Consider the following 24,776-nt stretch of genomic DNA (forward strand, 5'->3'; position numbering starts at 1 on the left):
AGCCACGCGCGGCGCGCCTGCTAGGCTGTGCCCAAGCCGGCCCGAAGCGGCGGCCGTGCATCCGAATACGAAGTGAGTCGAGAAGGGGAGACGCGCGATGGCAGCCGAAGCGCAGGGCAGCGAACTGGTCAAGGTGGTGGTGCTGCTGGCAGCGGGCGTGATCGCGGTGCCGATCTTCAAGCGCATCGGCCTGGGCTCGGTGCTCGGCTATCTGGCCGCGGGCCTCGCGATCGGTCCGTTCGGGCTCGGCTTCTTCGCCGACTCGCAGGCGATCCTGCACGTCGCCGAACTCGGCGTGGTCATGTTCCTGTTCCTGATCGGCCTGGAGATGCGGCCTTCGCATCTGTGGAGCCTGCGCCGCGAGATCTTCGGCCTGGGCACCGCGCAGATCCTGCTGTGTTCGGCGGCGATGACCGGGGTCGGCCTGTTGTTCGGCTTCCCGCCGGTGGTCGCCTTCATCGGCGCGATGGGCTTCGTGCTGACCTCGACCGCGATCGTCATGCAGATCCTCGGCGAACGCGGCGACCTGGCCTTGCCGCGCGGGCAGCGCATCGTCTCGATCCTGTTGTTCGAGGATCTGCTGATCGTGCCGCTGCTGGCCTTGGTCGCCTTGATGGCGCCGGCCGATCTGGCCGCCGACGGCGCCGCGCGTTCGCGCTGGCTCGACATCGGCATCGCCCTGGCGTCGCTGGCGGCGCTGCTGGCGGCCGGCATCTGGTTGTTGAACCCGCTGTTCCGCGTGCTCGCCGCGGCCAAGGCGCGCGAGGTCATGACCGCGGCGGCCTTGTTGGTCGTGCTGGGCGCGGCGCTGCTGATGCAGGTCGGCGGCCTGTCGATGGCGATGGGCGCGTTCCTGGCCGGCGTACTGTTGTCGGAATCGACCTTCCGCCATCAGCTCGAAGCCGATGTCGAGCCTTTCCGCGGCATCCTGCTGGGCCTGTTCTTCCTCAGCGTCGGCATGTCGCTGGACCTGATCGTGGTCGCGGCGAACTGGCCGCTGATCGTCGGCGGCGTGGTCGCGCTGATGATCGTCAAGGCGGTGTGCATCTACATCGTCGCGCGGCTGCTCAAGGCCTGCCACACCGAAGCCCTGGACCGCGCGGTGCTGATGGCGCAGGGCGGCGAATTCGCCTTCGTGCTGTTCTCCGCCGCGGCCAGCGCCGGCCTGATCGACGCCACGGTCGGCGCCAACCTGACCGCGATCGTGGTGCTGTCGATGGCGCTGACGCCGATCGCCATCATCGCCTTGCGCCGGCTGGCGCCGAAGACCGCGCTGTCGCTGGAAGGCATCGACGAGCCCAACGGTCTGGGCGGCAGCGTGTTGTTGATCGGCTTCGGCCGCTTCGGCCAGGTGGTCTGCCAATCCTTGCTCGCGCGCGGCGTCGAGGTGTCGATCATCGATACCGACGTGGAGATGATCCAGAGTGCGCAGACTTTCGGTTTCAAAGTGTATTACGGCGACGGCACACGCCTCGACGTGCTGCACGCCTCGGGCGCGGACACCGCCCAGTTGATCGCGATCTGCATCGACGACCGCGCCGCGGCCACGGTCACCGCCCAATTGATCCGTCACGAGTTCCCGCAGGCGCGGCTGCTGGCGCGCAGCTTCGACCGCGAACACGCATTGGAGCTGGTGCATGCCGGCGTCGATCTGCAGGTGCGCGAGACCTTCGAGTCGGCGATGCGCTTCGGCGAAGCGGCCCTGGTCGAACTCGGCGTGCCGCAGGACGAAGCGGCCGAAGTCGTGGCCGAGATCCGCCATCGCGACGCCGAGCGCTTCGAGCTGGAACTGGTCGGCGGCGTCGGCGCGGGAGTATCGCTGCTGTACGGCAACATGCAGCAGACCCCGTTGGTCACGCCGAAGCCGCGTACTGGCGCGAAAACCGTCGAGCCGGCGGTCGAAGACAGTGCCAGCAGCGCGTAAGCGTCCTGCTGACCTCACTTCTCACTTCTCACTTCTCGCCTCTTACTGATTCCCAGTTCCCAGTAACTTAAGAGCTAGCTCCAACCGCTCACGGACACCGCGGCGGCCAACTCAGGTCGGGCTTGGCGACGAGATCGATCAAGAACAACTCGCCCGAGCGCTCGCCATCGGCCTGCGCGAACAACAGCCGGTCGCCGCGCGGCGATAACAAGGGGCCGACCTGGAATGCGTCGGCGCGGGCTGGAATACGCCCGCTTTCGCGCCAACCGTCTTCGCCCCGCTCGAATCGGTACAGATGCGAGCGGTCGCCGCGATCGATCACCGCGACCAGGCTGCGGCCGTCGCGGGCGACGTCGGCTTCGTACTCGTCGGCGGCCGTGCTCAGCGGCGCGCCGAGGTTGTGCACGCGCCAACTGCCGTCGGCCTGCGGCGTGGCGAGGTAGAGGTCGTTCTTGCCGTGCCCGCCGTCGCGGCTGGAGCCGAAGTACAGCCGGCCGTCGGCAGTCGCACGCGGCAGCAGTTCCGAGGCCTTGGAGTTGACCGGCTCGGGCAGGCGCTGCGCCGCGCCCCAGGCACCGTCGGCGCCGCGCTCGACGTAATAGATGTCGAGATCCTCGCCAGTGGGGTCGTGGCGGGTCGAGACGAAATACAGGCGTCGGCCGTCGGTGCTCAGGAAGGGATCGGCATCGGCGCCGGACGCGGCGGCGAATGACGGCGCCTGCGGCGTCGACCAACCGTCGCGGCCGCAACGCGAATGCAGGATCCGCCAGTTGCCGAACTGGCGATCGCTGCGCATGAAATACAGCTCGCCGCCGTCGGGCGAGAAGGTCGGCGAGGATTCGTATTGATCGCTGGCGATGGCCGGCGGCGTCCAGCGCAATGCCGCGCCGGTCGGGTTCGGCGCGCCCGCATCGGCGCAGCCGGCGATCGACAGCAAGCAGGGCGCGAGCGAACGCAACAGGGGCGGAACGGACGACGCTCGGTGCATGGCCATGGCTGTGCTCGCGCGGTGGGCGGTCGGGTTCGGTTTGCGCTCAATCGCCGTCGCGGACGCGCTGCTGAAAGCGCCGTGCCTTGGCGACGTTGCCGCAGGTGGCCATGTCGCACCAGCGGCGGCGGCCGTTCTTGGAGGTATCGACGAACACCCAGCCGCAATCGTGGCCGTCGCAGACGCGCAGGCGGTCGAGGCGGGCGTCCTTGAGCAGTTCGATGGCATAGGCGGTGATCACGTGCGCGATCAGGTCGAGCCCGGAGCGCTCCGGCGACCATTCGGTTTGCAGGCGCGAGCGCCGCGACACCAGGCGCGCGGCTTTCGATGCGGCCAGGCGGGCTTGGTCGATGACGTCGAGGTCGGCGCTGCCGGGCGCCTTGCCGTCGGCCAGGGCGTACAGCGCGTTGCACAAGGCTTCGCGCAAGGCCTTGCAGCGCGCCAACGCGGTCGCGGCCTTGGTCGGCGCTTCGCGTTCCAGTGCTTCGAGCGCATTGAGATCGGCGCGCGAGAAGCACAAGGTCTGCCGCGCCCAACGCAGCAACGCAGCGTAATCGTCGAGCCAATCGCGCGGCTCGCTGTCGCGCGCGGTGACGGTATTGACCAGGTCGAGTGCGGGGTCGCCGCCGACCAGATCGGCGGGCTGGAAGGCGTGGTGTTCGAGGCGCATGCGGGGTCCTTGCGGTTCGCCACGAGACTAGGCCGATTCCGTCTAACCTTCAATATTGATTTGAAAGGTTCTGACGAGCGGCTCAGGCGCGATCCCAATAGGGCTCGTCGCCGAAGCGTTCGACCAGGAAGTCCAGGAAGCTGCGCACCAGCGCCGGCATCTGCCGACGCGAGGCATAGACGCCGTGGATGCCCATCGGCGGCAGCTCGTAGTCCGGCAGGACGATCTCGAGCTCGCCCGTACGCACCCATTCCAGGGCCTGATAGGTCGGCAGCGGCGCGATGCCGGCGCCGGCGCGGGCCGCGGCGACCAGCACCGTGGCTTCGTTGGCGCTGATGGTGCCGCCGACTGCGACGCTGCACGGCTCGCCGCGATGACGGAACTCCCACAGGCTGCGGCCGACGTGGTGATGGGTCAGGCAGTTGTGCGCGCTCAAGTCTTCGATGCGTTGCGGCCGCCCGCGTTGCGCCAGATAGGCCGGCGCGGCGCACAGCACCGAGCGGCAGACGCTGAGCCGGCGTGCGATCAGGTTGGGGTCGAGTTCGCGCGCGATGCGGATCGCCAGGTCGATGCGCTCCTCGACCAGATTGACCGCGCGCTCGCCCAGCACCATGTCGATGCGCGTCTGCGGATGGCGCGCGACGTAGTCGGCGACCGCGGCAGCGAGATGACTCGCGCCGAACGACATCGAGGCGGTGATGCGGATCTGCCCGTGCGGTTCGGTGTCGTCGGCGGCCAGGGCGAGGCGCAGGTCGTCGCCGATCTCGAGCATCTGCCGGAAGCGGGCGAGGGCGGTCTCGCCGGCGCCGGTCAGGCCGATCCGCCGCGTGGTCCGGTGCAACACGCGCACGCCCAGCCAGCGTTCCAGCTCGGCCAGATAGCGCGTGACCATGGCCCTCGACATGTCCAGGGCCTCGGCCGCGGCGGTCAGGCTGCCGCGTTCGGCGATCTCGACGAAGACAGCGATGGCGGTCATCCGGTCCATTCGATTAGCTCGGAATATGCAAAAGACAGTCGACTTATACGCGGTTTTTCGCGCTGTTTCAGGCAACTATTCTGTCGCTATCGCGCTGGTGCGGCCTGGGCCGCCTGGTCGAGCCATCACACGCTCTGCGCCCGGTGCGCCGCACCCTGGCCGCCGGGCCGGAATCCGTCGCCGTCGTCGTTCAGATCTCCCCTTGAGGAAGCCTCCATGTCCAAGCACCCCGTCTACAACCACCGCCTGTTCCTGGCCATCTCGGCGGCTTGCCTGAGCCTGGCGCTGGCCGCCTGCGGCCGCCATGAATCCACCCCGGCCGAACCGAGCGCAGCGCCGGCCGCTGCGGCGACGCCGGCCGAGCCGGCCGCGGCACCGCTCAAGACCGAGGTCTACAACCCGGGCAAGCAGGGCATCTTCGAAGTCAGCTCGGTGTTGGTGAGCGGCGAGCGCGATGTGGTGCTGATCGACGCCCAGTTCGCCGCCGCCGACGCGCGCAAGCTCGTCGATCTGGTCAAGGCCTCGGGCAAGCGCCTGACCACGATCTACATCAGCCACGGCGATCCGGATTTCTATTTCGGCCTGGACACGCTGCAGGACGCGTTCCCCGAGGCCAAGATCCTCGCCACGCCGCAGACGGTCGAACACATCCGCGGCACCCAGGAAGGCAAGTTCGCCTACTGGGGCCCGAAGCTCGGCGCGAACGCGCCCAAGCGCATCGTCGTGCCGCAGCCGCTCGCAGGCGATCGCATCGAACTGGAGGGCCAGTCGCTGCAGATCGTCGGTCTCGACGGCGCTACGCCGGACCGCAGTTACGTCTGGATTCCGTCGATCCGCACCGTCGCCGGCGGCGTGCCGGTGGTGGCAGGCGAACACCTGTTCATGGCCGACACCCAGACCCCGCAATCGCACCAGGCCTGGCTGGCCACGCTCAAGAGCATCGAGGACCTCAAGCCCGATGTGGTGATTCCGGGGCATTTTGCCGAAGCTGCGGCGCAGAACCTCGAAGCGGTGCGTTTCAGCGCCGGCTACATCCGCGCCTTCGACGAAGAAGCCGCGAAGGCGGCCGACTCGAAGGCCTTGATCGCGGCGATGAAAAAGCGCTATCCCGACCTGGGCGGCGACCTGTCGTTGGAGATCAGCGCGAAGGTCGCCAAGGGCGAGATGCCTTGGCATTGATTGCGTTGCCTTGCCGAGCGATGCGCCGGCTTCGGCTTTGAGGGTAGGAGCGGCGTCCCACAGGGATTTCCTGCGGTCACAAGCCGCGACCACGTCCTAGCCCGAAGCTGCGCGGTCGCGACTCACGTCGCTCCTACCCAGAAGCCAAGGCGCCGTTCTCGGATCGTCCGCTCAGCTTTAAGGGTAGGAGCGGCGCAAGCCGCGACCACGTCCTCGCCCGAAGCTGCGCGGTCGCGACTCGTGACCGTAGAAAATCCCTGTGGGACGTCGCTCCTACCCAGAAGCCAAGGCGCCGTTCTCGAATCGTCCGCTTAGCTTTAAGGGTAGGAGCGGCGCAAGCCGCGACCACGTCCTCGCCCGAAGCTGCGCGGTCGCGACTCGTGACCGAAGGAAATCCTTGTGGGACGTCGCTCCTGCCCAGGAGCCAGAGCGCCTCGCGAACACAAAAACGGCCGCTGCCCACGCAGCGGCCGTTTGTTTGCGATGCGATCAGGAATTCCGGATCGCGATCGTTACCGCACTCAGGGATTGAAATAGCTCGACACGCTCGAATAGATGTCCGAGAAACGCGAGTAATAATCCGGGTCGCGCGGTGCGCTGCAGTAGGAATAACCGCCGTACAGGCCGCCGCGCAGCTGGTAGCCGCCGGTGCCGGTCACGGTGAACAGGCCCGAGCCCGACGAACCGCCTTCGGTGACGCCGGTGTTCCAGACCACGCGATACAGCGGCGACTTGCCGTCGATCGAGGTCGACAGGCCGGTCACCGAACCCAGCGAGTACTTCTTGACGTCGCCGGCCGGGTGGTGGATGCCTTCGATCGCGGTGCCGGTGGCGCCGATCGCCGCACTCGACCAGCCCGCGTACACCGCGCCCGACGGCGGCGCGGTCTTGAGTTCGAGCAGGGCGGTGTCGCGGGTGTTGTTGGCATGGCGCAGGTAAGCGCCGCCGCTGAGCGTGGTGTAGGCCGGGTTGACGGTCGAACCGTTGCAGGTAGTGACGTTGTAGAACCAATAGGTCTGCAGCGAATTGGCGACGGTCTGGCTGCCGATGCAATGCGCCGCGGTCCAGAACAGGCGCTTTTTCGGCGAGTGGTTGTTGTTGAGCAGGGTGCCGGTGCACAGATACGTGCCGCCGCCGCTGGTGAAGGTCATGCGCGCGACCGACTTGGTGGCGGAGAGGAAGCCCGACGGCGGGCTGGTGCGGCAGACGATGTCCTTCTCGCAGTAGTCGCTTTCGCCGATCTTGGCCTGGAACTCGCGCTCGCTCGCGACCGGGCTGACGTCCAGGTGCGAGAGCTGCGGGATCTTCAGGCTCAGCGCCTTCGTGCGCACGCCCTTGGGCAGGACCAGTTCGACCACGAGGGTGTCGCCGGCGACCACCGGCGACCAACCCAGTGCGTTGCCGGCGAAATCGGCGCCGCGCTGCTCGAATACGCGGCCGTCGTTGCCGGCGAAATGCAGGGTCGCCGAGGCCGCACCGGCGCCGCGCAGCGACAGTCCGGCACGCAATGCGACCGCGCCGTTGGAGGACACCTCGAAGCGCGCGGCGCGCGAGCCGTCGGCGAGCGGCTGCCAGGCGAGGGTGTTCAGATCGACCGTGCTGCGGGCGATGTTGCGGGCAAAACCTATTTCGAGCGGTTCGCCGTTCTTGTCCTGACGGACGCGGCGGTCTTTCAGCGCCGAAACATCCAGGCTGGTCGGGCGGCCCAGGCTGAACAAGCGCGGCGTCGAAGCCTTGGCGGCGACGGCGAACTCGGCCGCGCCCATCGCGCCGGCCGACGGCGCTTCGGTGACCGGCGCCGAATCCATCTCGGCGGTATTGGAACCGGTAGCGGCATGCATCGAGAAACTGGACAGCCCGGCGACGAGCGCCAGGCAAAGCGCGTTCTTGCGGATCATCGTGCGATTCCTTGAGTGCCATAGGGAGGGGACGGCGGTGTCGCCGGTCCGCCGCCGCAGCGGGGACGCCCGGACCCTACGGCTGCCCGGAATGCGGTTTTGTGCGGTCTTTCCGGCTTCGCCGAAGCGCTTGAAGTACAAGGCGCGGGCTTTGCGAACGCGCGGATTATTTGTGCGCTGCGTTGCAACTCGACGCTAGCCGGAACGTGACGCGGGCCCGTGTCGGTGTGCGAAGCAGCATGAAAACAGCGGTTTTCTCGTTCAGCTGCGGCGCGTGCGGCGCGCGCCGCAGCCGAGCTTCGCCGCCCCGACGCTCGTGCATGCGGCGCGTAGCGCAGGCCTGCCTGCGTCGCGCGGCAGCCTGCGAGCGGGCGGGAAGCGAGCGACCGCACGTCGGGAGCCCGCTGCCTCCCGGGCGCGGCAGACGCCCCGTTCATGGCGATGTGAGACCATACTGGCATGACAAAAAAGACGAAAAGCAACAAGACCGGTCCGACCGGTGGCAAAACCCCCTCCCGCAAGACCCCTGGCGGCGCCGCCCAGAGCGCCGGCCCCCGCAGCCGCAAGAGCGCCGCGCCACGCCCGGCCTGGCTGCCCGAGAATCTCCAGCACGGCCCGCCCAAAGGCCCGCACGCCAAGCCCGCTTCCGGTCCGGCCCGTGTTCCCGCCTATCACGATCCCTACGCCGACCGCGAAGCCTCGCGTTACGCGCAGCCGATCGCGAGCCGCGAATTGATCCTGCAGACCTTGGTCGCCGCCGACGGGCCGATGCGCGCCGAAGCACTGGCCGAGCGCCTGCAACTGACCGAGCCCGACCGCGTGGATGCGCTCGGCAAACGCCTGGGCGCGATGCTGCGCGACGGCCAGCTGATACAGAACCGCAAGGGCGAGTTCGCCCCGGCGGCGCAGATGGACCTGATTCCCGGCGTGGTGATCGCCAATCCCGACGGCTTCGGCTTCCTGCGCCCGGAGGCCGGCGGCGACGACCTGTTCCTGCCGCCGTTCGAGATGCGCAAGGCCATGCACGGCGACCGCGTGCTGGTCAGCGTCACCGGCGTCGACCGTCGCGGCCGCCGCGAAGGCGCTATCGTCGAAGTGCTCGAACGCCGCATCAACCGCCTGATCGGACGCTTCACCGTCGAGTCGGGCATCAGCTACGTCGTGCCCGACGACCGCCGCATCCAGCGCAACGTGCAGATTCCGCCGGACGCGCGCATGGAGGCGCAGAACGGCCAACTCGTGGTCTGCGAACTGCTGCAGGCGCCGGACCCGAAGCGCCCGCCGATCGGCCGCGTGCTCGCGGTGCTCGGCGACAAGCTCACCGCCTCGCTGGCGGTGCAGGCGGCGATCCACGGCCACGAGATTCCCGATGTGTTCCCGCAGGAAACCCTCGACGAAGCCGCGGCGGTACCGCTGACCGTCGAGGCCTCCGTCGCCGCGCAGCGCGTCGACCTGCGCGCGATGCCGCTGGTCACCATCGACGGCGAGGACGCCAAGGACTTCGACGACGCGGTGTATTGCGAAAGCAATCGCGACGGCTTCCGCCTTGTGGTCGCCATCGCCGACGTCTCGCATTACGTGCGTCCCGGCACGCCGCTCGACGACGAAGCGCAGAAGCGCGCGACCTCGGTGTATTTCCCCGGCTTCGTCGTGCCGATGCTGCCGGAGACCTTGTCGAACGGCATCTGCTCGCTCAACCCGAAGGTCGATCGTCTGTGTTTCGTCTGCGACATGCAGATCGGCCGCGACGGCGAAGTGACCCAGTCGAAGTTCTACGAAGCGGTGATGAACTCGCATGCGCGCCTGACCTATACCCAGGTCTGGAATGCGGTCGGCGACGTCCCCGAGGAAGCGCAGAACGAAGCGCGCGAGCAGATCGGCTCGCTGCTGCCGCATATCGAGCGCCTGCACCAATTGTTCCAGGTATTGCTGAAAGCGCGGCAGAAGCGCGGCGCGATCGAGTTCGAATCCAGCGAAGTGCGTTTCGTCCTCGGCAAGAGCGGCGAAGTGGTGCAGGCCGGCATGCTTCAGCGCAACGACGCGCACAAGCTGATCGAGGAATGCATGATCGCCGCCAACGTCGAGGCAGCGAAGTTCCTGATCGCGCAGCAGGTGCCGGCGCCGTTCCGCATCCACGACCGCCCGCCGGAACAGAAGTACGCCGACCTGCAGGAGTTCCTCAAGGAATTCGCGCTGCGCATGCCGGCCTGGAAGCAGGTCGAGCCGCGCGATTTCACCCAGTTGCTGAAGAAGATCCGCGAACGCCCCGATGCGGCCCTGATCGAATCGGTGTTGCTGCGCAGCCAGAGCCTGGCGGTGTACGCGCCGGAGAACGTCGGTCACTTCGGCCTGGCCTTGACGGCCTATGCCCACTTCACCTCGCCGATCCGCCGTTATCCGGACCTGCTGGTGCATCGCGCGATCAAGCACGCGCTCGGCGGCGCGCAGCCGGCGACCTTCGTGTATTCGCCGCGGCAGATGACCGCGCTGGCGCTGCAATGCTCCGAACGCGAGCGCCGTGCCGACGAGGCCGAGCGCGAGGTCGACGAGCGTTATCGCGCCGCGTGGATGGAGCAGCACGTCGGCGGCGAGTTCGAGGGCACGATCAGCGGCGTGACCAGCTTCGGCTTGTTCATCGAACTCGACGAATCCAAGGTCAACGGCCTGGTCCACGTGACCCAGCTGCCGCACGACTACTACCACTTCGACCCGATCCGCAAAACGCTGAAGGGCGAACGCACCGCGCGCGAGTTCCGCCTCGGCGACCGGGTCAGTATCGTCGTGCTCAAGGCCAGCGTCGAAGACCGCAAGATCGACTTCCGCCTGGTCGAGGAGCGCGGCGCCAAACCGCTGCCGCCGCGCGGACAGCCGGCGAAGCGGACCAAGCAGAAGTATTGAGCGCAGGAGGGGCTGCCCTCCAGACCGGACCGGATTTTCACGGCGTCCGCTCATAGCCCCCTTCGACGAAGGGGGCGAGCGCCCGGCGCTGGTTCGTTTCTCATCGCGCTTCAGCGCGGGGGATTTGCTTTCGGCCGGGCGAAGCCGTCGAGGCCAAAGCCAAAGCGAAATCCTCCCTGGCCTCCTATGGAAAGGGGGGAATGCCCTCGAGGGGGTGAAAGGAGGCCTCCCATGCATCGAACAGGCTCCGGCAAGCAGGCGGCGAGCCACTGGATCGGCCCGGCGCCGGCCACCCCGGGCCCGGTAGCTTAGAATTGCCGTCCGCCCCCGACCGCGCCGCCGCCAAGGCCGCCGCGCGGCGCCCCAGCCCCACGGAATCCCCATGAGCCAGAAACAATGGATCGCCGGCATCAACGCCGTCTCCGCCTCGATCGAACACGACGCGCAGAACGTGCGTGAAGTCCTCATCGAGGCCGGCGCCAAGAACCCGCGCCTGACCGAGATCGAGACCGCCGCCCGCCGCGCCGACATCGACGTGCGCCGGGTCGCGACCCAGGCGCTCGACGGCGTGGTCGGCAATCTGCGCCACCAGGGCGTGGTCGCGCGTTATGCAGCGGCCAAAACCTGGAACGAAAACGAACTCGAAGGCCTGATCCAGGCCGCCGAAGGCCGTGCGCTGGTGTTGGTGCTCGACGGCGTGCAGGACCCGCACAACCTCGGCGCCTGCCTGCGCAGCGCCGCGGCGGCCGGCGTGACCGCGGTGATCATCCCGAAGGACAAGTCGGTGCAAGTCAACGCGACCGTGCGCAAGACCTCGGCTGGTGCCGCCGACAGCGTGGCGGTGATCCCGGTGACCAACCTGGCGCGCGCGCTGCGCGATCTGCAGCAGCTCGGCGTGTGGATCTATGGCCTGGCCGGCGAGGCCGACGCCTCGCTGTACTCGATCGATCTGCGAGGCAACGTCGCCTTGGTGCTGGGCGGCGAAGCCGATGGCCTGCGTCGTCTCACCCGCGATACCTGCGATCAGCTGGTCAAGATTCCGATGCCGGGCGGCGACGCCGCGGGCGGCGTCGAAAGCCTCAACGTTTCGGTCGCCGCCGGCGTGACCTTGTTCGAGGCGGTGCGTCAGCGCGGTTGATGCGCGCAGGACGCGCTCGTCCCCGAGGGAGCAGAGCGCGTCCACCGTCCTGCGCGCGGCATCGCCGCAGCGTCGTCGTTAGCCGGCTCGCGGGTACTGCAGGCATAGCGAAAGCCCCATGAGCGGCAGCGCGCGAGCGCTTTGTAACCCCCCGCTGACCCCGCATACGCAGCGGCCGGCCCCGACGAATCGGGCCCGTTATAATGGCTCGCGAACGGGGACGACCCCGTTCGCATTACTTCATCCGGGGACGGCCCCATCATCATGGGAGCATCGTCATGCCTTGGATTCTGCTGTTCTTCGCCGGCCTGTTCGAAGTCGGCTGGGCCATCGGCCTCAAATACACCGAAGGTTTCACCCGTTTGTGGCCGTCGGTCGGCACCATCGCCGCGATGGCGATCAGTCTCGGCCTGCTGGGCGTGGCGATGAAGTCGCTGCCGGTCGGCACCGCTTATGCGGTCTGGGTCGGCGTCGGCGCGGTCGGCACGGTCATTCTCGGCATCGTGTTGTTCAACGAGCCGCTCAACACGATGCGCGTCGCCAGCGTGCTGTTGATCGTCGCCGGCCTGGTCGGCTTGAAGCTGGCCTGAGTTCCGCACCGCAGCGTCCGCACCGCAGTATCGCCCGTACACCGGCGCGACGTCCTGTCGCGCCGGTGTACGTCGCTGCGCGCACCCACGCCGCATAGCGATCAGTGCAGCGAATTGACCAGCAATTCGTCGAACCGGCGTGCGATGTCGGCGATCGTCTGCGCCTTGTCCTGGCCGTTGATGATCCGTCGCGCGTCCTCGTAGTTCGGCAGCTGTCCGGGCTTGAAGTAGTTGTCGAGCTTCTTGCCGGTGAACCAGCCCTTCTTCATGCCTTCCATCGCGATCGCATAGGCGACTTCGGGCTTCTTGGCCTCGTCGGGATGCTTGATCAGATCGATGCCGAGGATCTTGCCGGCGCGCTCGTAGTTGGCGCGGCCGGTGAGTTGCACGTAACCGCGGCCGTGGTAGCGCGCGCCGTCGCCGGCGCGGGTATTGCCGAGCATCTTGCCTATACGCGTACCCGGCCCGTACAGGCGTTCGAAACGCGCGTCGTCGCCGAACTCGTCGATGGGGCGCAAGGTATGCGCGGTTTCCCACTTGAACGTCGCCAGGCAATAGGCGATCTGGTGGCGATGCACCGGGTTCTGGTTGAAGCTGGCGTCCTGTTCGATGCGTCCGATCAGGAAACGCACGGCCTGCGCGAGTTCGTCGCGCAGCGGCCCGAAGCGCCGGCGGTAACCGTCTAGAAACTGCTCGTCGTCGAAAGCGAACATCCTGTCCTCCCTGCATGCGCAACGGCATGTGCGCGCGAAAGCGGCCGCGCGTCCTGCCGGTCGTGGCGGCGCCATGCCGCTCGCAGTCCATTCAACGCGGCGTTCGGCGCCGGGCGGCCAAACGCGGATGTTTCGTTGCGGAAACGAAAAATCGTCGAACGCGAGTGTCGCTAAGCCGCAGGTCGGGATAGACGGAACGGCAGGGACTCAGACGGTATCGATGCGCAGCGGTTCGGGCTCGAACCGCTAGGGCGTGGCAATGCCGCGCTGCGGCCAGGCGTTGACGATCTTGCAGAACAATTGCGCGGTGCGTTCGGTGTCGTAGACGGCCGAATGCGCGTCCTGGGCGTTCCATTCCAGCTCGGCGGCCTGCAGCGCGCGCGCGAGCACGGTCTGGCCGTAGGCGACGCCGGCGAGGGTGACGGTGTCGAACACGCTGAAGGGGTGGAAGGGATTGCGTTTGTGGCCGCTGCGGGCGACCGCGGCGTTGAGGAAGTTCAGATCGAAGTGGGCGTTGTGGCCGACCAGGATCGCGCGCTGGCAGCCTTGGCGTTTGAGCGCTTCGCGCACCGGCGCGAACACGCTCTCCAGAGCCTGGCGCTCGGGTTTGGCGTCGCGGAACGGGTGGTCGATGTCGATGCCGGTCACTTCGAGCGACTTGGGGTCGATCAAGGTGCCGGGCGCGGGCACGACATGGGCGCTGCTCATCGGGCCCGGGACCAGGCGGCCGTCGGCATCGAGTTCGAGCGGCTGTACCGCGATCTCGAGCAGGGCGTGCTTGTTCCAATCGAAGCCGCCGGTTTCGACATCGACGACGACCGGCAAGTAGCCACGGAAACGGTTGGCGAGGGTGGGGGCCGCGGGGGCGGTGGACGGAGTGGGGCCGGTTTCGATCATCGCGAAAGCCTAGCAGGTTGTCGCGAATCGGTCGTTCCGGGGACGCAGAACCTGCCTTGGGCAGGAGCGGCGTCGTTGCGATGTCGCGGTCGCGGCTTGTGACCGAAGGAAATCCCTGTGCGACGCCGCACCTATCCTTCGATGCGGCGCGAACGGGCCGCCGCAAACAGCAGCAGAGCCGCACCGAGCCCGGCCAGAGCCAGGCCCGGCGTCGGCAGCAGCATCGCCACGACCAGGCCGACCGGCAGCAGGACCAGGCCCCAGCCGGTCGGGTCGTCGCGCGGCGTCGGTGGGCACAGGGCGGCCACGCGCGCGAGCAGGGCGTCGATGCTGAGGCGGCCGGCGCCGCCGAGGATCAGCGGCCACAGCATCACCAGGAACAGCAACGGCAGTTTGTAGTTGCCGGCGCCGTTATCGGTGATGGCATAGCCCTGGACGAGCTGGGACAGGCCCATCCAGTCCTGCGGCCAATGCACGGCGGCGATGGCGACCACGGTCAGCACGAACAGCGAGGCGGCGACCAGGCGCGTGCCCAGGCCGAGCAACAGGGCCACACCGCCGAGCAGCTCGAACCAGGTCGCCATGCCCCAACTCAGGTCCGCGGGCACACGGTCGAACGGAAACGGGAAATTCGCCATGACCGCGCCGAACCAGTTTTCGCCGTGCAGCTTTTCGCGCCCGGATTCGTAGAACTCCCAGGCCAGCACCAGGCGCAGGCCGAGCGGCGAGAGCCAGGCGCTCACGCCGGTGAGACGATCGCGCAGGGCGAGGCAGGTTGCGATACGGGGACGGGCCATGAGCTGCTCCAGTGGGGACCTGCGCCGATCGGCCGGCGCTTTCCACTAAAGAGGCGGCGCTCAGGCGGAAGGATTCGCCGCCGCGGTAAAAAAGATCACGCCGCTGGCGCGCATCTGCCGCAACAGTCCCTGGCCCGATTCGAGAAAGGCGGCGAGGTCGTCGCTGCCGGCTTCCTGCGCCAGCGCCCGCAATTGTTCGCGCGCGCTGAGTTCCGGCGCTTCGCCGATGCGTTCGATCAGGCGGAAGGCGAGCGGGCTCAACTCGGAGAAACGCACCTCGCCGTCGGCCTCGCGGCGCAGCAGCAACAGGGTCGGGGCCGGCGGCGGCTGTTCGGGCTGATGGTCCGGGCCGAGGCGGTGCACCGGCCAGGCGTAGGCCAGCGGCCAGGCCAGCGGCGACAACTGCGGCGCGTGTTCGAGCAGGTCGGCGTCGCCGATGCCGGCGTCGTCCTGCGGTGCCTGCGCTTCGCTGAGCTGCAGCGCGAGTTCGACCCATTCGTAATGCGCCAGCTCCGCCAGGAAGGGCGGATCGCCGTCGTCGCGTTCGGGCAGGTAGCGCAGGAATTCGCGGGCGATCTCGGCGAACAGCGGGGTGTGGCAGCGATGGTCGCGGTAGAAATCGCGCACCAGCGCGGTCCAGCGTCGCTCGCCGAGCAGCTTGCGGATGACCGGGAAATTGCTCGCCAACAGGCCTTCGATGTTGTTGAACAGCAGGTCGCGATAGATCCCGAGGCGGCGGTCTTCGATGCCGGCGGGTGCCGGGCTGGTTGCCGGGTCGCGTAGGTGGCGGGTCAGCTCGAACTGCTGCGCGCGCAGTCGCGAAGGGGCGTCGCTCATGCTTGCGTCGTCGCTCATCGTGCAGCTTGGGCGCGTGCACCGGGCGCGGCGGTTTGCGGCGCGGTTTCGCGCAGCACCTGGCGGACGATGTCGAGCTCGCCGACGAGTTCCTCGTACGGCGGGAAATTGAAGTCGCGTTCGAGCAGGGTCGGGCGCGCGCCGAACAAACGGTAGGCGTCGCCGAGCAGCGACCAGACCTCATGCTTGACCGGGGCGCCGTGGGTGTCGACCTTGAGGTCTTCGGCCTCGTCGTAATGGCCGGCGACGTGCAGGTAGGCGATGCGTTCGCCCGGCATCGCGGCGAGGAATTCGCGCGCGTCGTAGCGATGGTTGATCGAATTGACGTAGATGTTGTTGACGTCGAGCAGCAGCTCGCAATCGGCTTCGGCGAGCACCGCGCGGGTGAACTCGATCTCGCTCATTTCCTGGTGCGGCGCGGCGTAGTAGGAGGCGTTCTCAACCGCGATGCGGCGGCCGACGATGTCCTGGGTGCGGCGGATGCGTGCGGCGACGTGGTGCACGGCTTCCTCGGTGAACGGGATCGGCAGCAGGTCGTAGAGATGGCCGTCGTCGCTGCAATAGCTCAGGTGCTCGCTGTAGCAGGCGACGCGGTGTTCGTCGAGAAAACGGCGGACGCGGATCAGGAAGGTTTCGTCGAGCGGCTCGGTGCCGCCCAGCGACAGCGACAAGCCGTGGCAGACCAGCGCGTGGCGCGAACTCAACTCGCGCAGCGCTTCGCCGTAGCGGCCGCCGATGCCGATCCAGTTCTCGGGCGCGCATTCGAGGAAATCGAAATCACCGGCCGCGGCGGACTGCAGCGGGCCCAGCAGGGCCCGCCGCAGGCCGAGGCCGACGGCATCCGGTTTCAGGGGACGCGAGCCGTCCATCGTCATCGATGCGCAGCGATCAGATCGAACCGCCGCACTTGCCTTCGCCGCACTTGCCCTCGGCGGCCTTCTTGGCCTTGGTCGCGGCAGGAGCGGCCGTGCCGGTAGCGGGCGCAGCGGCGGCCTTGCTGTCGCCACCGCACTTGCCTTCGCCGCACTTGCCCTCACCGGCCTTCTTCTTGTCGGCGCCGCACTTGCCTTCACCGCACTTGCCTTCGCCGGCCTTCTTCTTGTCGGCACCGCACTTGCCTTCGCCACACTTGCCTTCGGCGTGCTTCTTGTCGCCGCCGCAGCTGCCTTCCTTCGCCTTCTTGTCGGCGCCGCAGGTGCCTTCGGCGTGCTTGGTCGTGTCGGCGGCGGCCTTGGCGTCGGCGGCCTTCTCGGCGGCCGGCGGAGCCTGCTGGGCGCCGAGCAGATAGCCCTGGGAGAGATCGCTCATGGCGAACGCGGAAGCCGACAGGCTCAGGCCGCCGAGCAGGGTGGCGCCGATAGCGAGGGCGATGGGCTTCTTGATTTGCTTGGACATGGATGACTCCTACGTGGCGATGACGGCGGGAGGCCCGCCGGCGGGATGAACGGCCCAGTGTGCCGGGTTCCGTCTGGATGCGATGTGCAACGGTATCGAAGTGAGCGGTTACGAATCCGGGGGCGGCTTGGCGATACGGGTGGAAGCGAGGCAGGGATGCGTCACGGAGCGAGATACTCACGGGCCAGGACGCGAGCCCGATGCAGGCGCGATTTCACCGCTTCGCGGCTGAGCCCGAGCTGATCGCCGATCTCGGCAATGGTCAGGCCCTCCAGGTCGCGCAACAGGACGATTTCGCGGTAGTGCGCAGGCAGGGATTCGAGTGCGGCGGCGACATCGTGGCGCCATTCGCAGGGCTCGGGAGTGACCACCGGCAGGATTTCATCGGTGATGACGTCGCCGCTGAGCATACGCCGACCGCGCTTGAGACGGTTGCACTCGCGCTTGACGATGCGGAAGGTCCAAGAAACGAAGCATTCGAGCACGCGCAGGTCGCGCAACTTGCGCGAGACGGTGATCAGGCTTTCCTGGACCGCATCCTCGATGTCGTTGATGACGCAGTGGTACTCGGCGTAGCGGCGCAGATCCTGGCGCGAGTGCGTCAGCACGCGCTCCAGCGCGGCGCGGTCGCCCGATCGGGCGGCCGCCAAATCCCCGTTCGCTATCAGCAAGGTCATGCCCGGGTCTCCTCCGAGGTACGCAAAATACACCGCGGCAGGGCGCTGCGGGCATGTACCAAGAGTTTGGAGAGGGGCCGATCGGTTCGCGATTGCGACGCCGTTGGCGGATTCGTTTAGAGCGGATTCAGTCTGGAACGGCTGTAACCGTTTGCAGGAGCCGCGCGGATGCGGGCATTCCGAATGCGGACCGCGACAGTGGCAGCGGGGCGGTGCGTGGGGCCGCTCATCGGCCGATGGCGGCGGCCGCGGTTTTGCTGCAACGCAGCGCGACGCGTCTGCGCGAACCCCGCTCCGGAGCCTGCCGGAGCGGGTGGGGCCGGGTCAGACCGCGCCGGTGGTGTTGGTGTCGTCGCGCTTCTCGCGCGGCGGCAACTGCTCTTCGCCCTTGACCAGGAACCAGACGTTCTCGGCGATGTTGGTGGCGTGGTCGCCGATACGCTCGATGTTCTTGGCCATGAACAGCAAATGGGTGCAGGCGGTGATGCTGCGCGCGTCTTCCATCATGTAGGTCAGCAGCTCGCGGAACAGGCCGGTGTAGGCGGTGTCGACCTCGGCGTCGCGGGCGCGCACGCTCTGCGCCAGTTCGATGTCGTTGTCGCGATAGGCCGACAGCACGTCGCGCAGTTGCTTGACCGCGAGGGTGCCCAGCGCGTGCAGGCCGGCCACGTGCGGCAGCGGCGGCGACAGATTCAGCGCGGTCGAACGCTTGGCGACGTTGGCGGCGTAGTCGCCGACGCGCTCGATGTCCGAGGCGATGCGGATCGCCGCCAGGATTTCGCGCAGGTCGCGCGCCATCGGCCCGCGCAGGGCCAGCTTCATGACGTCGTGGCTGATTTCCTGTTCGAGCGCGTCGATCGCCTCGTCGTTGGCGATGATCCGCTCGGCGGCCTTGTCGTCGCGGCGCTGGACCACGTCGAGCGCGGCTTCGAGCTGGGACGCGGCCATCTCGCCCATGCGCAGGGTTTCGTCGAGCAGGCGGCGCTGCTCGTCGTCGTAGCTCTTGACGATGTGGTCGTGCATTTGGGTGCTCATTTAGGTGTGTCCGAGTCTCGCTCGTGTTGTTGCTGGGCCGACGATGCCATCCCTGGCGGGACAGCGCATCTCCGGACGGTCCGGCCCGGCCATCCATGGCCGGGCGTTCGGTGCCGCAGCCTGTGCCGATAGGGCACAGGCTGAGCGCGGCGCCTTACCCAAAGCGGCCCGTGATGTAATCCTCGGTCTGCTGCTTCGTCGGCTTGGAGAAAATCTGTTCGGTCGGGCCGTGCTCGATCAGGTCGCCCAGGTACATGAAGGCGGTGAAATCGGACACGCGCGCGGCCTGCTGCATGTTGTGGGTCACGATCGCGATCGTGTAGTCCTTCTTGAGCTCTTCGACGAGCTGCTCGATGCGGCTGGTCGAGATCGGGTCGAGCGCCGAGGTCGGTTCGTCAAGCAGCAGCACCGACGGCTTCAACGCCACCGCGCGGGCGATGCACAGGCGCTGCTGCTGGCCGCCGGACAGGCCCAGGGCGCTCTGGCCCAGCTTGTCCTTGACCTCGTCCCACAGCGCGCCCTGGCGCAGGGCCTGCTCGACGCGGTCGTTCATTTCCGACTTCGACAACTTCTCGTGGTGGCGGATGCCGTAGGCCACGTTCTCGAAGATCGTCATCGGGAACGGCACCGGCTTCTGGAACACCATGCCGACCTTGCTGCGCAGGCGGTTCATCGGGTACTTCGGGTCGAGGATGTTCTCGCCGTCGAGCAGCACTTCGCCGCGCGCTTCCAGCTTCGGGTACAGCGCGTAGATGCGGTTGAAGATGCGCAGCAGGGTCGACTTGCCGCAACCCGAGGGGCCGATCAGCGCGGTGACCTGCTTCTCGGGGATCTCCAGGTGGATCGACTTCAGCGCGTGGAACTTGTCGTAGTAGAAGTCCAGGCCGCGCGCGGCGAGCTTGACCGGCGAGGCGCCGACCACGGCAGCGGCGCGGTCCGGGGTGGCGACGGAAAGGCGTGCATCGTTCATGGCCGGGGTCCGGGCAACGGGTTGGTTCGAGAGATCAGTCATTGGAGATCCGATTGCGCAACACGAGGGCGCGGGCGAGCAGGCTGACGACCAGGACGAAGAAGGTGAGCACCAGGGCGCCGGCCCAGGCGAGGGTCTGCCAGGTTTCGTAGGGGCTGCCGGCGAACTGGTTCATCACCACCGGCACGCTGGCCATCGGCTGCAGCACGTTGTGGCTCCAGTACTGGTTGCCGAAAGCGGTGAACAGGAGCGGCGCGGTCTCGCCGGAAATACGCGCCAGGGCGAGCAGGACGCCGGTGACGATGCCGGCCGAGGCGCTGCGGTACAGCACTTGCACGATCACCTTCCACTGCGGCACGCCGAGCGACAGCGCGGCCTCGCGCATCTGCGAAGGCACCAGGCGCAGCATTTCGTCGGTGGTGCGCACCACCACCGGCAGCACGATGAAGGCCAGCGAGATCGCACCGGCCAAGGCCGAGAAATTGCCGCCGCTCTGCATCACCACCAAGGTGTAGACGAACAGGCCGAGCACGATCGACGGCGCCGACAACAGAATGTCGTTGACGAAGCGCACCACGGTGCCGATCTTGCGGCCGGCGCCGTACTCGGCCAGCCAGGTGCCGGCGGCAATGCCGAGCGGCGTGCCGAGCACGATCGCGATCAGGCACATCACCGCGCTGCCGAAGAACGCGTTAAGCAGGCCGCCTTCCTGCATCGGCGGCGGCGTGTTCTGGGTGAACAGCGCGAGGTTGATGCCGCCCAGGCCCTTGGCGAGCAGGGTGTAGAGAATCCAGCCGAGGAAGAACAGGCCGAACGCGGCGGCCGCGCAGGCCATGATCACGGCGATCGCGTTGAACACGCGGCGCCGGCCGTACAGCGAATCGGCGACGCGGTGGCGGCGCTGCAGTTCGGCGTCGATGGGAGCGGGAGTCGCGTTCATCAGTTGCCCTCCTTGCGCGAGAGTTGCATCAGCATCAGCCGTGCGGCGGCGAGGACGAAGAAGGTCACGATGAACAGCACGAAGCCGAGCAGCAGCAGGGCCGAGCGATAGGTCTCGGTGGCTTCGCCGAAGTCGTTGGCGATCAGCGCGGCGATGGTCGTGCCGGGTTCGAGCAACGAAGCCGAGAAGTTGACCGAGTTGCCGATCACGAAGGCGACCGCCATGGTTTCGCCGAGGGCGCGGCCGAGGCCGAGGAAGACGCCGCCGATCACCGCCGAGCGGGTGTAGGGCAGGACGATGTCCCAGCTGACTTCCCACTTGGTCGAGCCCAGCGCGTAGGCCGACTCCTTGAGACGGGTCGGCACGGTCAGGAACACTTCGCGCATCACCGAGGAAATGAACGGGATCACCATGATCGCCAGGACGATGCCGGCGGTGAGCATGCCGATGCCGAGCGGTGGGCCCTGGAACAGCTTGCCGATCACCGGCCAGGTGCCGACGTTGTCGTTGAGCCAGGGCGTGACGTGTTCGGTCATCACCGGCACCAACACGAACAGGCCCCACATGCCGTAGATGATCGAGGGAATGCCGGCGAGCAGCTCGATGGCGGTGCCGATCGGGCCGCGCGCCCAGCGCGGCGCGACTTCGGTCAGAAAGAAAGCGATGCCGAAGCTCACCGGCACGGCGATCACCATCGCGATCAGCGCGGTGACGATGGTGCCGTAGATCGGAACGAGCGCGCCGTATTGGTCCTCGACCGGGTTCCATTCGGCGGTGATGAAGAAATCGAGACCTTCCTTGGCCAGCACGTGGCGGCCGCCCCAGAGCATCGACAAGGCGGCGCTGGCGAGAGCGAACAGAACGAAGATGACGGTGGCGGTGAGCACATAACGAAACAGACGGTCGTTGCGCGCATCTTTGCCATCGCGGCTGGAAATACCGGATCGGGCGGGTAGGGCGGTCGCGTTCATTGCGAAGGGAGGTCCGTCGTGGCAGTGCGTTGCATCGGGAGCGTGCGGGGCTGTGGCGGATGCGGGGTGCTGATTCGAGGCGGTGTTACTGAGTTGCCGATGAAGTTTCGGCGATGGGTTGCTAAAAACTTTCCTGCTCGTTGTCCCCGCGTAGGCGGGGATCTAAAGACTTCAGTCGTTCTCGCACGAAAGTCCGGTGGATCTCCGTCTGCGCGGAGATGACGAATCGGCAAAGCCACGCGCTTGCGCGCGCGGGCCGATTCGTCACTTGAACTCGGCAGCCCAGTAGGCTTCGATCTGCTTGACCAGTTCCGGCGGCAGCGGCACGTAGTCCAGGCCCTGCGCCTGCGACTGGCCGTTCTCGAAGGCCCACTTGAAGAACGCGCGGGTGTCGGCGCTGCGCTTGGCGTCCTTGGGCTGCTTGTACATCAGGATGAAATTGGTCGCGGTGATCGGCCAGGATTGCGCGCCGCCGGCATTGGTGATGACCAGGTTGAAGTCTTTCGCGCTGGCCCAGTCGGCGGTCGAGGCCGCGGCCTGGAAGGCCTCGGCGCTCGGCTGGACGAAGTTGCCCGCGGCGTTCTGCAACTGCGTGTGCGCCATCTTGTTCTGCAGCGCATAGGCCAGTTCGACGTAGCCGATCGAACCCTTGATCTGCTTCACGTACGAAGCCACGCCTTCGTTGCCCTTGCCGCCCACGCCGCCGGGCCACTGCACCGAGGTGCCTTCGCCGACCTTGCTCTGCCAGGCCGGGCTGACCTTGGACAGGTAGTTGGAGAAGTTGAAGGTGGTGCCCGAACCGTCGGAGCGGTGGACGATGTTGATCTTCAGGTCGGGCAGGGCGACGCCCGGGTTGACCGCGGCGATCGCCGCGTCGTTCCACTTGCCGACGTTGCCGAGGAAGATGTCGGCGAGCAGCGGGCCGGTCAGGCGCAGCTTGCCGGCTTCGATGCCTTCGACGTTGACCACCGGCACCACACCGCCGATCGCCGAGGGGAACTGGCCGAGGCCGGCGGCGGCGAGCTCTTCGCTCGGCAGCGGCTTGTCGGAGGAGCCGAAATCGACCGTGCCGGCCTTGATCTGGGCGATGCCGCCGCCGGAACCGATCGACTGGTAGTTGACCTTGGCGCCGGTGGCCTTGTTGTAGTCGTCCGACCACTTCGACAGCAGCGGGAAGATGAAGGTCGCGCCGGCGCCGGTGATCTGCGCGGCGACCTGGTCGCCCGCGGGCGTAGCGGCCTCGGTCTTGCCGTCGGCGGCCGGGGCCGGCGTCTGGCTGCCCGAGCACGCGGCGGCGGCCAGGGTAATGGCGATAGAGAGGACGGCGATGCGGGCCGGCGACGATTTCATGTACAGCTCCATGAAAGAAGGCCGGCGAGGGCGCCGGCTCGGATGGCGCCATTTGATGATCTTTTTGTTACACGGCTATGACATGGATTCGTAATGAATCTGTAGCGAAAGGGCGGGAGGGGTGTTGAAAGTCGCGGTTTGCGGGGCTGGAGCTGCTGTTTGGCGGTAACAAACCGCCCCAGGCACGGTTTCCGATTCGACTGCGGCACGGGCGATTTGGGGCCCGGGCCGGGGTGACGTGGGCGGCCGGCCATCAATCCGCGCAGGCGGGCTCGGCCCGCTCGGCGGACCTAAATATCCGGGGCCAATTCAGGAACGGCGCTGAAGTCTTCCCGACCAAACCCACCCCGTCTGGAAGAGACGTCGCGTTCTTTCCTGCCGTCGTTCCCGTGGAGGCAGGAACCCAAGGCTTCACCGAGGCATGGCTCTGAAGTCTCTGGATCCCCGCCTCCGCGGGGATGACGGCTGGAAAGTGGTGGGGCTCCATCTACCTCTCGTCGTTCCCGCGGAGGCGGGAACCCAGGGCTTCATCCAGACCGGATGTTGAAGTCTCCCAATCCCGACTCCCGACTCCCGACTCCCGATTCCCGATTCCCGATTCCCGATCCCGCGCCCAAAACAAAACGGGCCCGAAGGCCCGTTTCGTCCGATCTCCCCAATCTGAAGGATCCCCCCGGATCCGACGATCGGTCGGATCAGTAGTTCATGTTCGCCGTCCAGTAGGTCTCGATCTGCTTGACCAGCGCGTCCGGCAGCGGCACGTAGTCGAGCGTCTTGGCCTGCTGGTCGCCGTTGGCGTAGACCCAACGGAAGAATTCCTTGGCGTTCTTGGCGCCGGCGGCGTTCTTGGGCTGCTTGTACATCAGGATGAAGTTGGTCGCGGTGATCGGCCAAGAGTTCTCGCCCGGCGCATTGGTCATGACCAGGTAGAAGTCCTTGGCGTCGGCCCAGTTGGCGCTGGCGGCGGCGGCCGAGAAGGTCTCGTCGGTCGGCAGCACGAAATTGCCGTCGGCGTTCTTCAGGCGCGAGTACGCCATCTTGTTCTGCAGCGCGTACGACAGCTCGACATAGCCGATGCCGCCCTGGATCTGCTTGACGTAGGCGGCCACGCCTTCGTTGCCCTTGCCGCCGATGCCGGTCGGCCACTTGACCGCGGTGCCTTCGCCGACCGAGCTCTTCCAATCGCCGCTGACCTTGGACAGGTAGTTGACGAAGTTGAAGGTCGTGCCCGAACCGTCGGAACGGTGGACGACGGTGATCTTCTTCGCCGGCAGCTTCAGGCCGCCGTTGAGGGCGACGATCGCCGGGTCGTTCCACATGCTGATCTTGCCGAGGAAGATGCCGGCCAAGGTCGCGCCGTCGAGCTTCATCGCGCCCGAGGCCACGCCCGGCACGTTGATCACCGGCACCACGCCGCCGATCACCGACGGGAACTGGGCCAGGCCGAACTTGGCGAGCTCTTCGGGCTTGAGCGGGGCGTCGGAGGAACCGAAGTCGACCGTCGCGGCCTTGATCTGGGCGATGCCGCCGCCGGAGCCGATCGACTGGTAGTTCACTTTCTTGCTGGTCGACTTGGCGTAGTCGGCCGACCACTTCGACATCACGGGATACACGAACGACGCGCCCGCGCCGGTGACGTCGGCGGCCTGGGCGTTGACGGCGAACGCGGTCGCGAAGGCGAGTGCGGTCAGGCGGAAGGACAGAGACTTGAACACGGTGAGCTCCTGAAGAGAGACGGCTGGCACGAATCCGTTGCGGCGAATTTCATAACGGTTCGATGACAGTCACGAGGCGAAAACATGACAGAGACGTGACATCCCTTTCTTTCCGACGCACGGTGCGCGCAAAAGAAGGGCGCGGCCTAGGCCGCGCCCGTAACGATCGTTGCCGATCGAGGGGGAGAGATGTCCGATCG

At 67.2% G+C, this 24,776-nt stretch carries 22 protein-coding genes; 5 read left to right on the plus strand and 17 right to left on the minus strand.

The window, feature by feature from the left end; genetic code table 11:
* Positions 1-97 precede the first annotated feature (97 nt).
* The gene (locus LC490_RS03880; RefSeq protein WP_223619350.1) at positions 98-1,924 is read left to right on the plus strand and encodes a monovalent cation:proton antiporter-2 (CPA2) family protein; all 1,827 of its coding nucleotides are present in this window, start codon (positions 98-100) and stop codon (positions 1,922-1,924) included.
* Between the two features lie 88 nt (positions 1,925-2,012).
* On the opposite strand, the gene LC490_RS03885 is transcribed toward LC490_RS03880, so the two are convergent.
* From LC490_RS03885 to LC490_RS03895, 3 genes are all read right to left on the minus strand, one after another.
* A complete protein-coding gene (locus LC490_RS03885) occupies positions 2,013-2,918 on the minus strand; it encodes a hypothetical protein (protein ID WP_223619351.1) in 906 nt (301 codons plus the stop codon).
* 40 nt (positions 2,919-2,958) lie between these two features.
* Entirely contained in the window at positions 2,959-3,582 is a 624-nt protein-coding gene (locus LC490_RS03890) for a CGNR zinc finger domain-containing protein (RefSeq protein WP_223619352.1), read from the minus strand.
* Positions 3,583-3,664: 82 nt separating this feature from the next.
* A complete protein-coding gene (locus LC490_RS03895) occupies positions 3,665-4,567 on the minus strand; it encodes a LysR family transcriptional regulator (RefSeq protein ID WP_255610635.1) in 903 nt (300 codons plus the stop codon).
* A gap of 207 nt (positions 4,568-4,774) precedes the next feature.
* Between LC490_RS03895 and LC490_RS03900 the strand changes: the two genes are divergently transcribed.
* Positions 4,775-5,737, plus strand: coding sequence for an MBL fold metallo-hydrolase (locus tag LC490_RS03900; RefSeq protein WP_223619354.1), 963 nt, complete (start codon positions 4,775-4,777; stop codon positions 5,735-5,737).
* A gap of 521 nt (positions 5,738-6,258) precedes the next feature.
* On the opposite strand, the gene LC490_RS03905 is transcribed toward LC490_RS03900, so the two are convergent.
* Entirely contained in the window at positions 6,259-7,635 is a 1,377-nt protein-coding gene (locus LC490_RS03905) for a trypsin-like peptidase domain-containing protein (RefSeq protein WP_031370457.1), read from the minus strand.
* 459 nt (positions 7,636-8,094) lie between these two features.
* Here LC490_RS03905 and rnr point away from each other — a divergent pair, with 459 nt between their 5' ends.
* From rnr to sugE, 3 genes are all read left to right on the plus strand, one after another.
* Positions 8,095-10,533: a ribonuclease R gene (gene rnr, locus LC490_RS03910; RefSeq protein WP_031370458.1), complete on the plus strand. Its 2,439-nt coding sequence runs from the start codon at positions 8,095-8,097 to the stop codon at positions 10,531-10,533.
* A 382-nt stretch (positions 10,534-10,915) separates the two neighbouring features.
* Positions 10,916-11,671: a 23S rRNA (guanosine(2251)-2'-O)-methyltransferase RlmB gene (gene rlmB / locus LC490_RS03915; protein ID WP_031370459.1), complete on the plus strand. Its 756-nt coding sequence runs from the start codon at positions 10,916-10,918 to the stop codon at positions 11,669-11,671.
* Between the two features lie 278 nt (positions 11,672-11,949).
* Positions 11,950-12,261 carry a quaternary ammonium compound efflux SMR transporter SugE gene (gene sugE, locus LC490_RS03920; protein WP_031370460.1) on the plus strand — a complete coding sequence of 104 codons (312 nt, stop codon included), beginning with the start codon at positions 11,950-11,952 and terminating at the stop codon, positions 12,259-12,261.
* Between the two features lie 101 nt (positions 12,262-12,362).
* Here the strand turns inward: sugE and LC490_RS03925 are convergent, their stop codons facing one another.
* The 13 genes from LC490_RS03925 to pstS (LC490_RS03985) all read right to left on the minus strand — a co-directional run bounded on the left by LC490_RS03925 (position 12,363) and on the right by pstS (LC490_RS03985) (position 24,564).
* Entirely contained in the window at positions 12,363-12,974 is a 612-nt protein-coding gene (locus LC490_RS03925; RefSeq protein WP_051884337.1) for a glycoside hydrolase family 19 protein, read from the minus strand.
* Positions 12,975-13,220: 246 nt separating this feature from the next.
* On the minus strand, positions 13,221-13,871 hold the full coding sequence (gene rnt / locus LC490_RS03930) for a ribonuclease T (protein ID WP_031370463.1): 651 nt from the start codon (positions 13,869-13,871) through the stop codon (positions 13,221-13,223).
* A gap of 131 nt (positions 13,872-14,002) precedes the next feature.
* Positions 14,003-14,668 (minus strand): DoxX family protein, encoded by a 666-nt coding sequence (locus tag LC490_RS03935; RefSeq protein WP_223619355.1) that lies wholly within the window; start codon positions 14,666-14,668, stop codon positions 14,003-14,005.
* A gap of 60 nt (positions 14,669-14,728) precedes the next feature.
* Positions 14,729-15,505: a putative DNA-binding domain-containing protein gene (locus LC490_RS03940; RefSeq protein ID WP_223619356.1), complete on the minus strand. Its 777-nt coding sequence runs from the start codon at positions 15,503-15,505 to the stop codon at positions 14,729-14,731.
* A gap of 14 nt (positions 15,506-15,519) precedes the next feature.
* Positions 15,520-16,392, minus strand: a complete 873-nt coding sequence (locus tag LC490_RS03945) for a DUF692 domain-containing protein (RefSeq protein ID WP_223619357.1) — start codon at positions 16,390-16,392, stop codon at positions 15,520-15,522.
* Positions 16,393-16,411: 19 nt separating this feature from the next.
* Positions 16,412-16,918 carry a hypothetical protein gene (locus tag LC490_RS03950; protein ID WP_223619358.1) on the minus strand — a complete coding sequence of 169 codons (507 nt, stop codon included), beginning with the start codon at positions 16,916-16,918 and terminating at the stop codon, positions 16,412-16,414.
* 161 nt (positions 16,919-17,079) lie between these two features.
* On the minus strand, positions 17,080-17,595 hold the full coding sequence (locus tag LC490_RS03955; RefSeq protein WP_223619359.1) for a sigma-70 family RNA polymerase sigma factor: 516 nt from the start codon (positions 17,593-17,595) through the stop codon (positions 17,080-17,082).
* Between the two features lie 324 nt (positions 17,596-17,919).
* Entirely contained in the window at positions 17,920-18,630 is a 711-nt protein-coding gene (gene phoU / locus LC490_RS03960) for a phosphate signaling complex protein PhoU (protein ID WP_031370469.1), read from the minus strand.
* Between the two features lie 154 nt (positions 18,631-18,784).
* Positions 18,785-19,642, minus strand: a complete 858-nt coding sequence (gene pstB / locus LC490_RS03965; protein ID WP_223619360.1) for a phosphate ABC transporter ATP-binding protein PstB — start codon at positions 19,640-19,642, stop codon at positions 18,785-18,787.
* Positions 19,635-20,540 carry a phosphate ABC transporter permease PstA gene (gene pstA / locus LC490_RS03970; RefSeq protein ID WP_057917512.1) on the minus strand — a complete coding sequence of 302 codons (906 nt, stop codon included), beginning with the start codon at positions 20,538-20,540 and terminating at the stop codon, positions 19,635-19,637. Before pstA ends, pstB begins: the two co-directional genes overlap by 8 nt.
* Entirely contained in the window at positions 20,540-21,511 is a 972-nt protein-coding gene (pstC, locus tag LC490_RS03975) for a phosphate ABC transporter permease subunit PstC (RefSeq protein WP_031370472.1), read from the minus strand. Before pstC ends, pstA begins: the two co-directional genes overlap by 1 nt.
* Before the next feature lie 264 nt (positions 21,512-21,775).
* Positions 21,776-22,861, minus strand: coding sequence for a phosphate ABC transporter substrate-binding protein PstS (gene pstS / locus LC490_RS03980; protein ID WP_031370473.1), 1,086 nt, complete (start codon positions 22,859-22,861; stop codon positions 21,776-21,778).
* Positions 22,862-23,556: 695 nt separating this feature from the next.
* On the minus strand, positions 23,557-24,564 hold the full coding sequence (gene pstS, locus LC490_RS03985) for a phosphate ABC transporter substrate-binding protein PstS (protein ID WP_223619610.1): 1,008 nt from the start codon (positions 24,562-24,564) through the stop codon (positions 23,557-23,559).
* Between the last annotated feature and the right edge of the window lie 212 nt (positions 24,565-24,776).

Origin of the sequence: Lysobacter sp. ESA13C (assembly GCF_019970005.1) — a bacterium.
In the GTDB taxonomy this organism is placed as follows: domain Bacteria; phylum Pseudomonadota; class Gammaproteobacteria; order Xanthomonadales; family Xanthomonadaceae; genus Lysobacter; species Lysobacter antibioticus_B.

Bases quoted from the DNA above. Each gene is read 5' to 3' on its own strand.
- rlmB (WP_031370459.1), top strand. From the start codon at position 10,916: ATGAGCCAGAAACAATGGATCGCCGGCATCAACGCCGTCTCCGCCTCG.
- pstB (WP_223619360.1), bottom strand. From the start codon at position 19,642: ATGACTGATCTCTCGAACCAACCCGTTGCCCGGACCCCGGCCATGAAC.
- LC490_RS03900 (WP_223619354.1), top strand. From the start codon at position 4,775: ATGTCCAAGCACCCCGTCTACAACCACCGCCTGTTCCTGGCCATCTCG.
- LC490_RS03950 (WP_223619358.1), bottom strand. From the start codon at position 16,918: ATGTCCAAGCAAATCAAGAAGCCCATCGCCCTCGCTATCGGCGCCACC.
- pstS (WP_031370473.1), bottom strand. From the start codon at position 22,861: ATGAAATCGTCGCCGGCCCGCATCGCCGTCCTCTCTATCGCCATTACC.
- LC490_RS03925 (WP_051884337.1), bottom strand. From the start codon at position 12,974: ATGTTCGCTTTCGACGACGAGCAGTTTCTAGACGGTTACCGCCGGCGC.
- LC490_RS03935 (WP_223619355.1), bottom strand. From the start codon at position 14,668: ATGGCCCGTCCCCGTATCGCAACCTGCCTCGCCCTGCGCGATCGTCTC.
- rnr (WP_031370458.1), top strand. From the start codon at position 8,095: ATGACAAAAAAGACGAAAAGCAACAAGACCGGTCCGACCGGTGGCAAA.
- phoU (WP_031370469.1), bottom strand. From the start codon at position 18,630: ATGAGCACCCAAATGCACGACCACATCGTCAAGAGCTACGACGACGAG.
- rnt (WP_031370463.1), bottom strand. From the start codon at position 13,871: ATGATCGAAACCGGCCCCACTCCGTCCACCGCCCCCGCGGCCCCCACC.
- LC490_RS03945 (WP_223619357.1), bottom strand. From the start codon at position 16,392: ATGGACGGCTCGCGTCCCCTGAAACCGGATGCCGTCGGCCTCGGCCTG.
- LC490_RS03885 (WP_223619351.1), bottom strand. From the start codon at position 2,918: ATGGCCATGCACCGAGCGTCGTCCGTTCCGCCCCTGTTGCGTTCGCTC.
- LC490_RS03955 (WP_223619359.1), bottom strand. From the start codon at position 17,595: ATGACCTTGCTGATAGCGAACGGGGATTTGGCGGCCGCCCGATCGGGC.
- sugE (WP_031370460.1), top strand. From the start codon at position 11,950: ATGCCTTGGATTCTGCTGTTCTTCGCCGGCCTGTTCGAAGTCGGCTGG.
- pstA (WP_057917512.1), bottom strand. From the start codon at position 20,540: ATGAACGCGACTCCCGCTCCCATCGACGCCGAACTGCAGCGCCGCCAC.
- pstC (WP_031370472.1), bottom strand. From the start codon at position 21,511: ATGAACGCGACCGCCCTACCCGCCCGATCCGGTATTTCCAGCCGCGAT.
- LC490_RS03880 (WP_223619350.1), top strand. From the start codon at position 98: ATGGCAGCCGAAGCGCAGGGCAGCGAACTGGTCAAGGTGGTGGTGCTG.
- LC490_RS03940 (WP_223619356.1), bottom strand. From the start codon at position 15,505: ATGAGCGACGCCCCTTCGCGACTGCGCGCGCAGCAGTTCGAGCTGACC.
- LC490_RS03890 (WP_223619352.1), bottom strand. From the start codon at position 3,582: ATGCGCCTCGAACACCACGCCTTCCAGCCCGCCGATCTGGTCGGCGGC.
- LC490_RS03895 (WP_255610635.1), bottom strand. From the start codon at position 4,567: ATGGACCGGATGACCGCCATCGCTGTCTTCGTCGAGATCGCCGAACGC.
- LC490_RS03905 (WP_031370457.1), bottom strand. From the start codon at position 7,635: ATGATCCGCAAGAACGCGCTTTGCCTGGCGCTCGTCGCCGGGCTGTCC.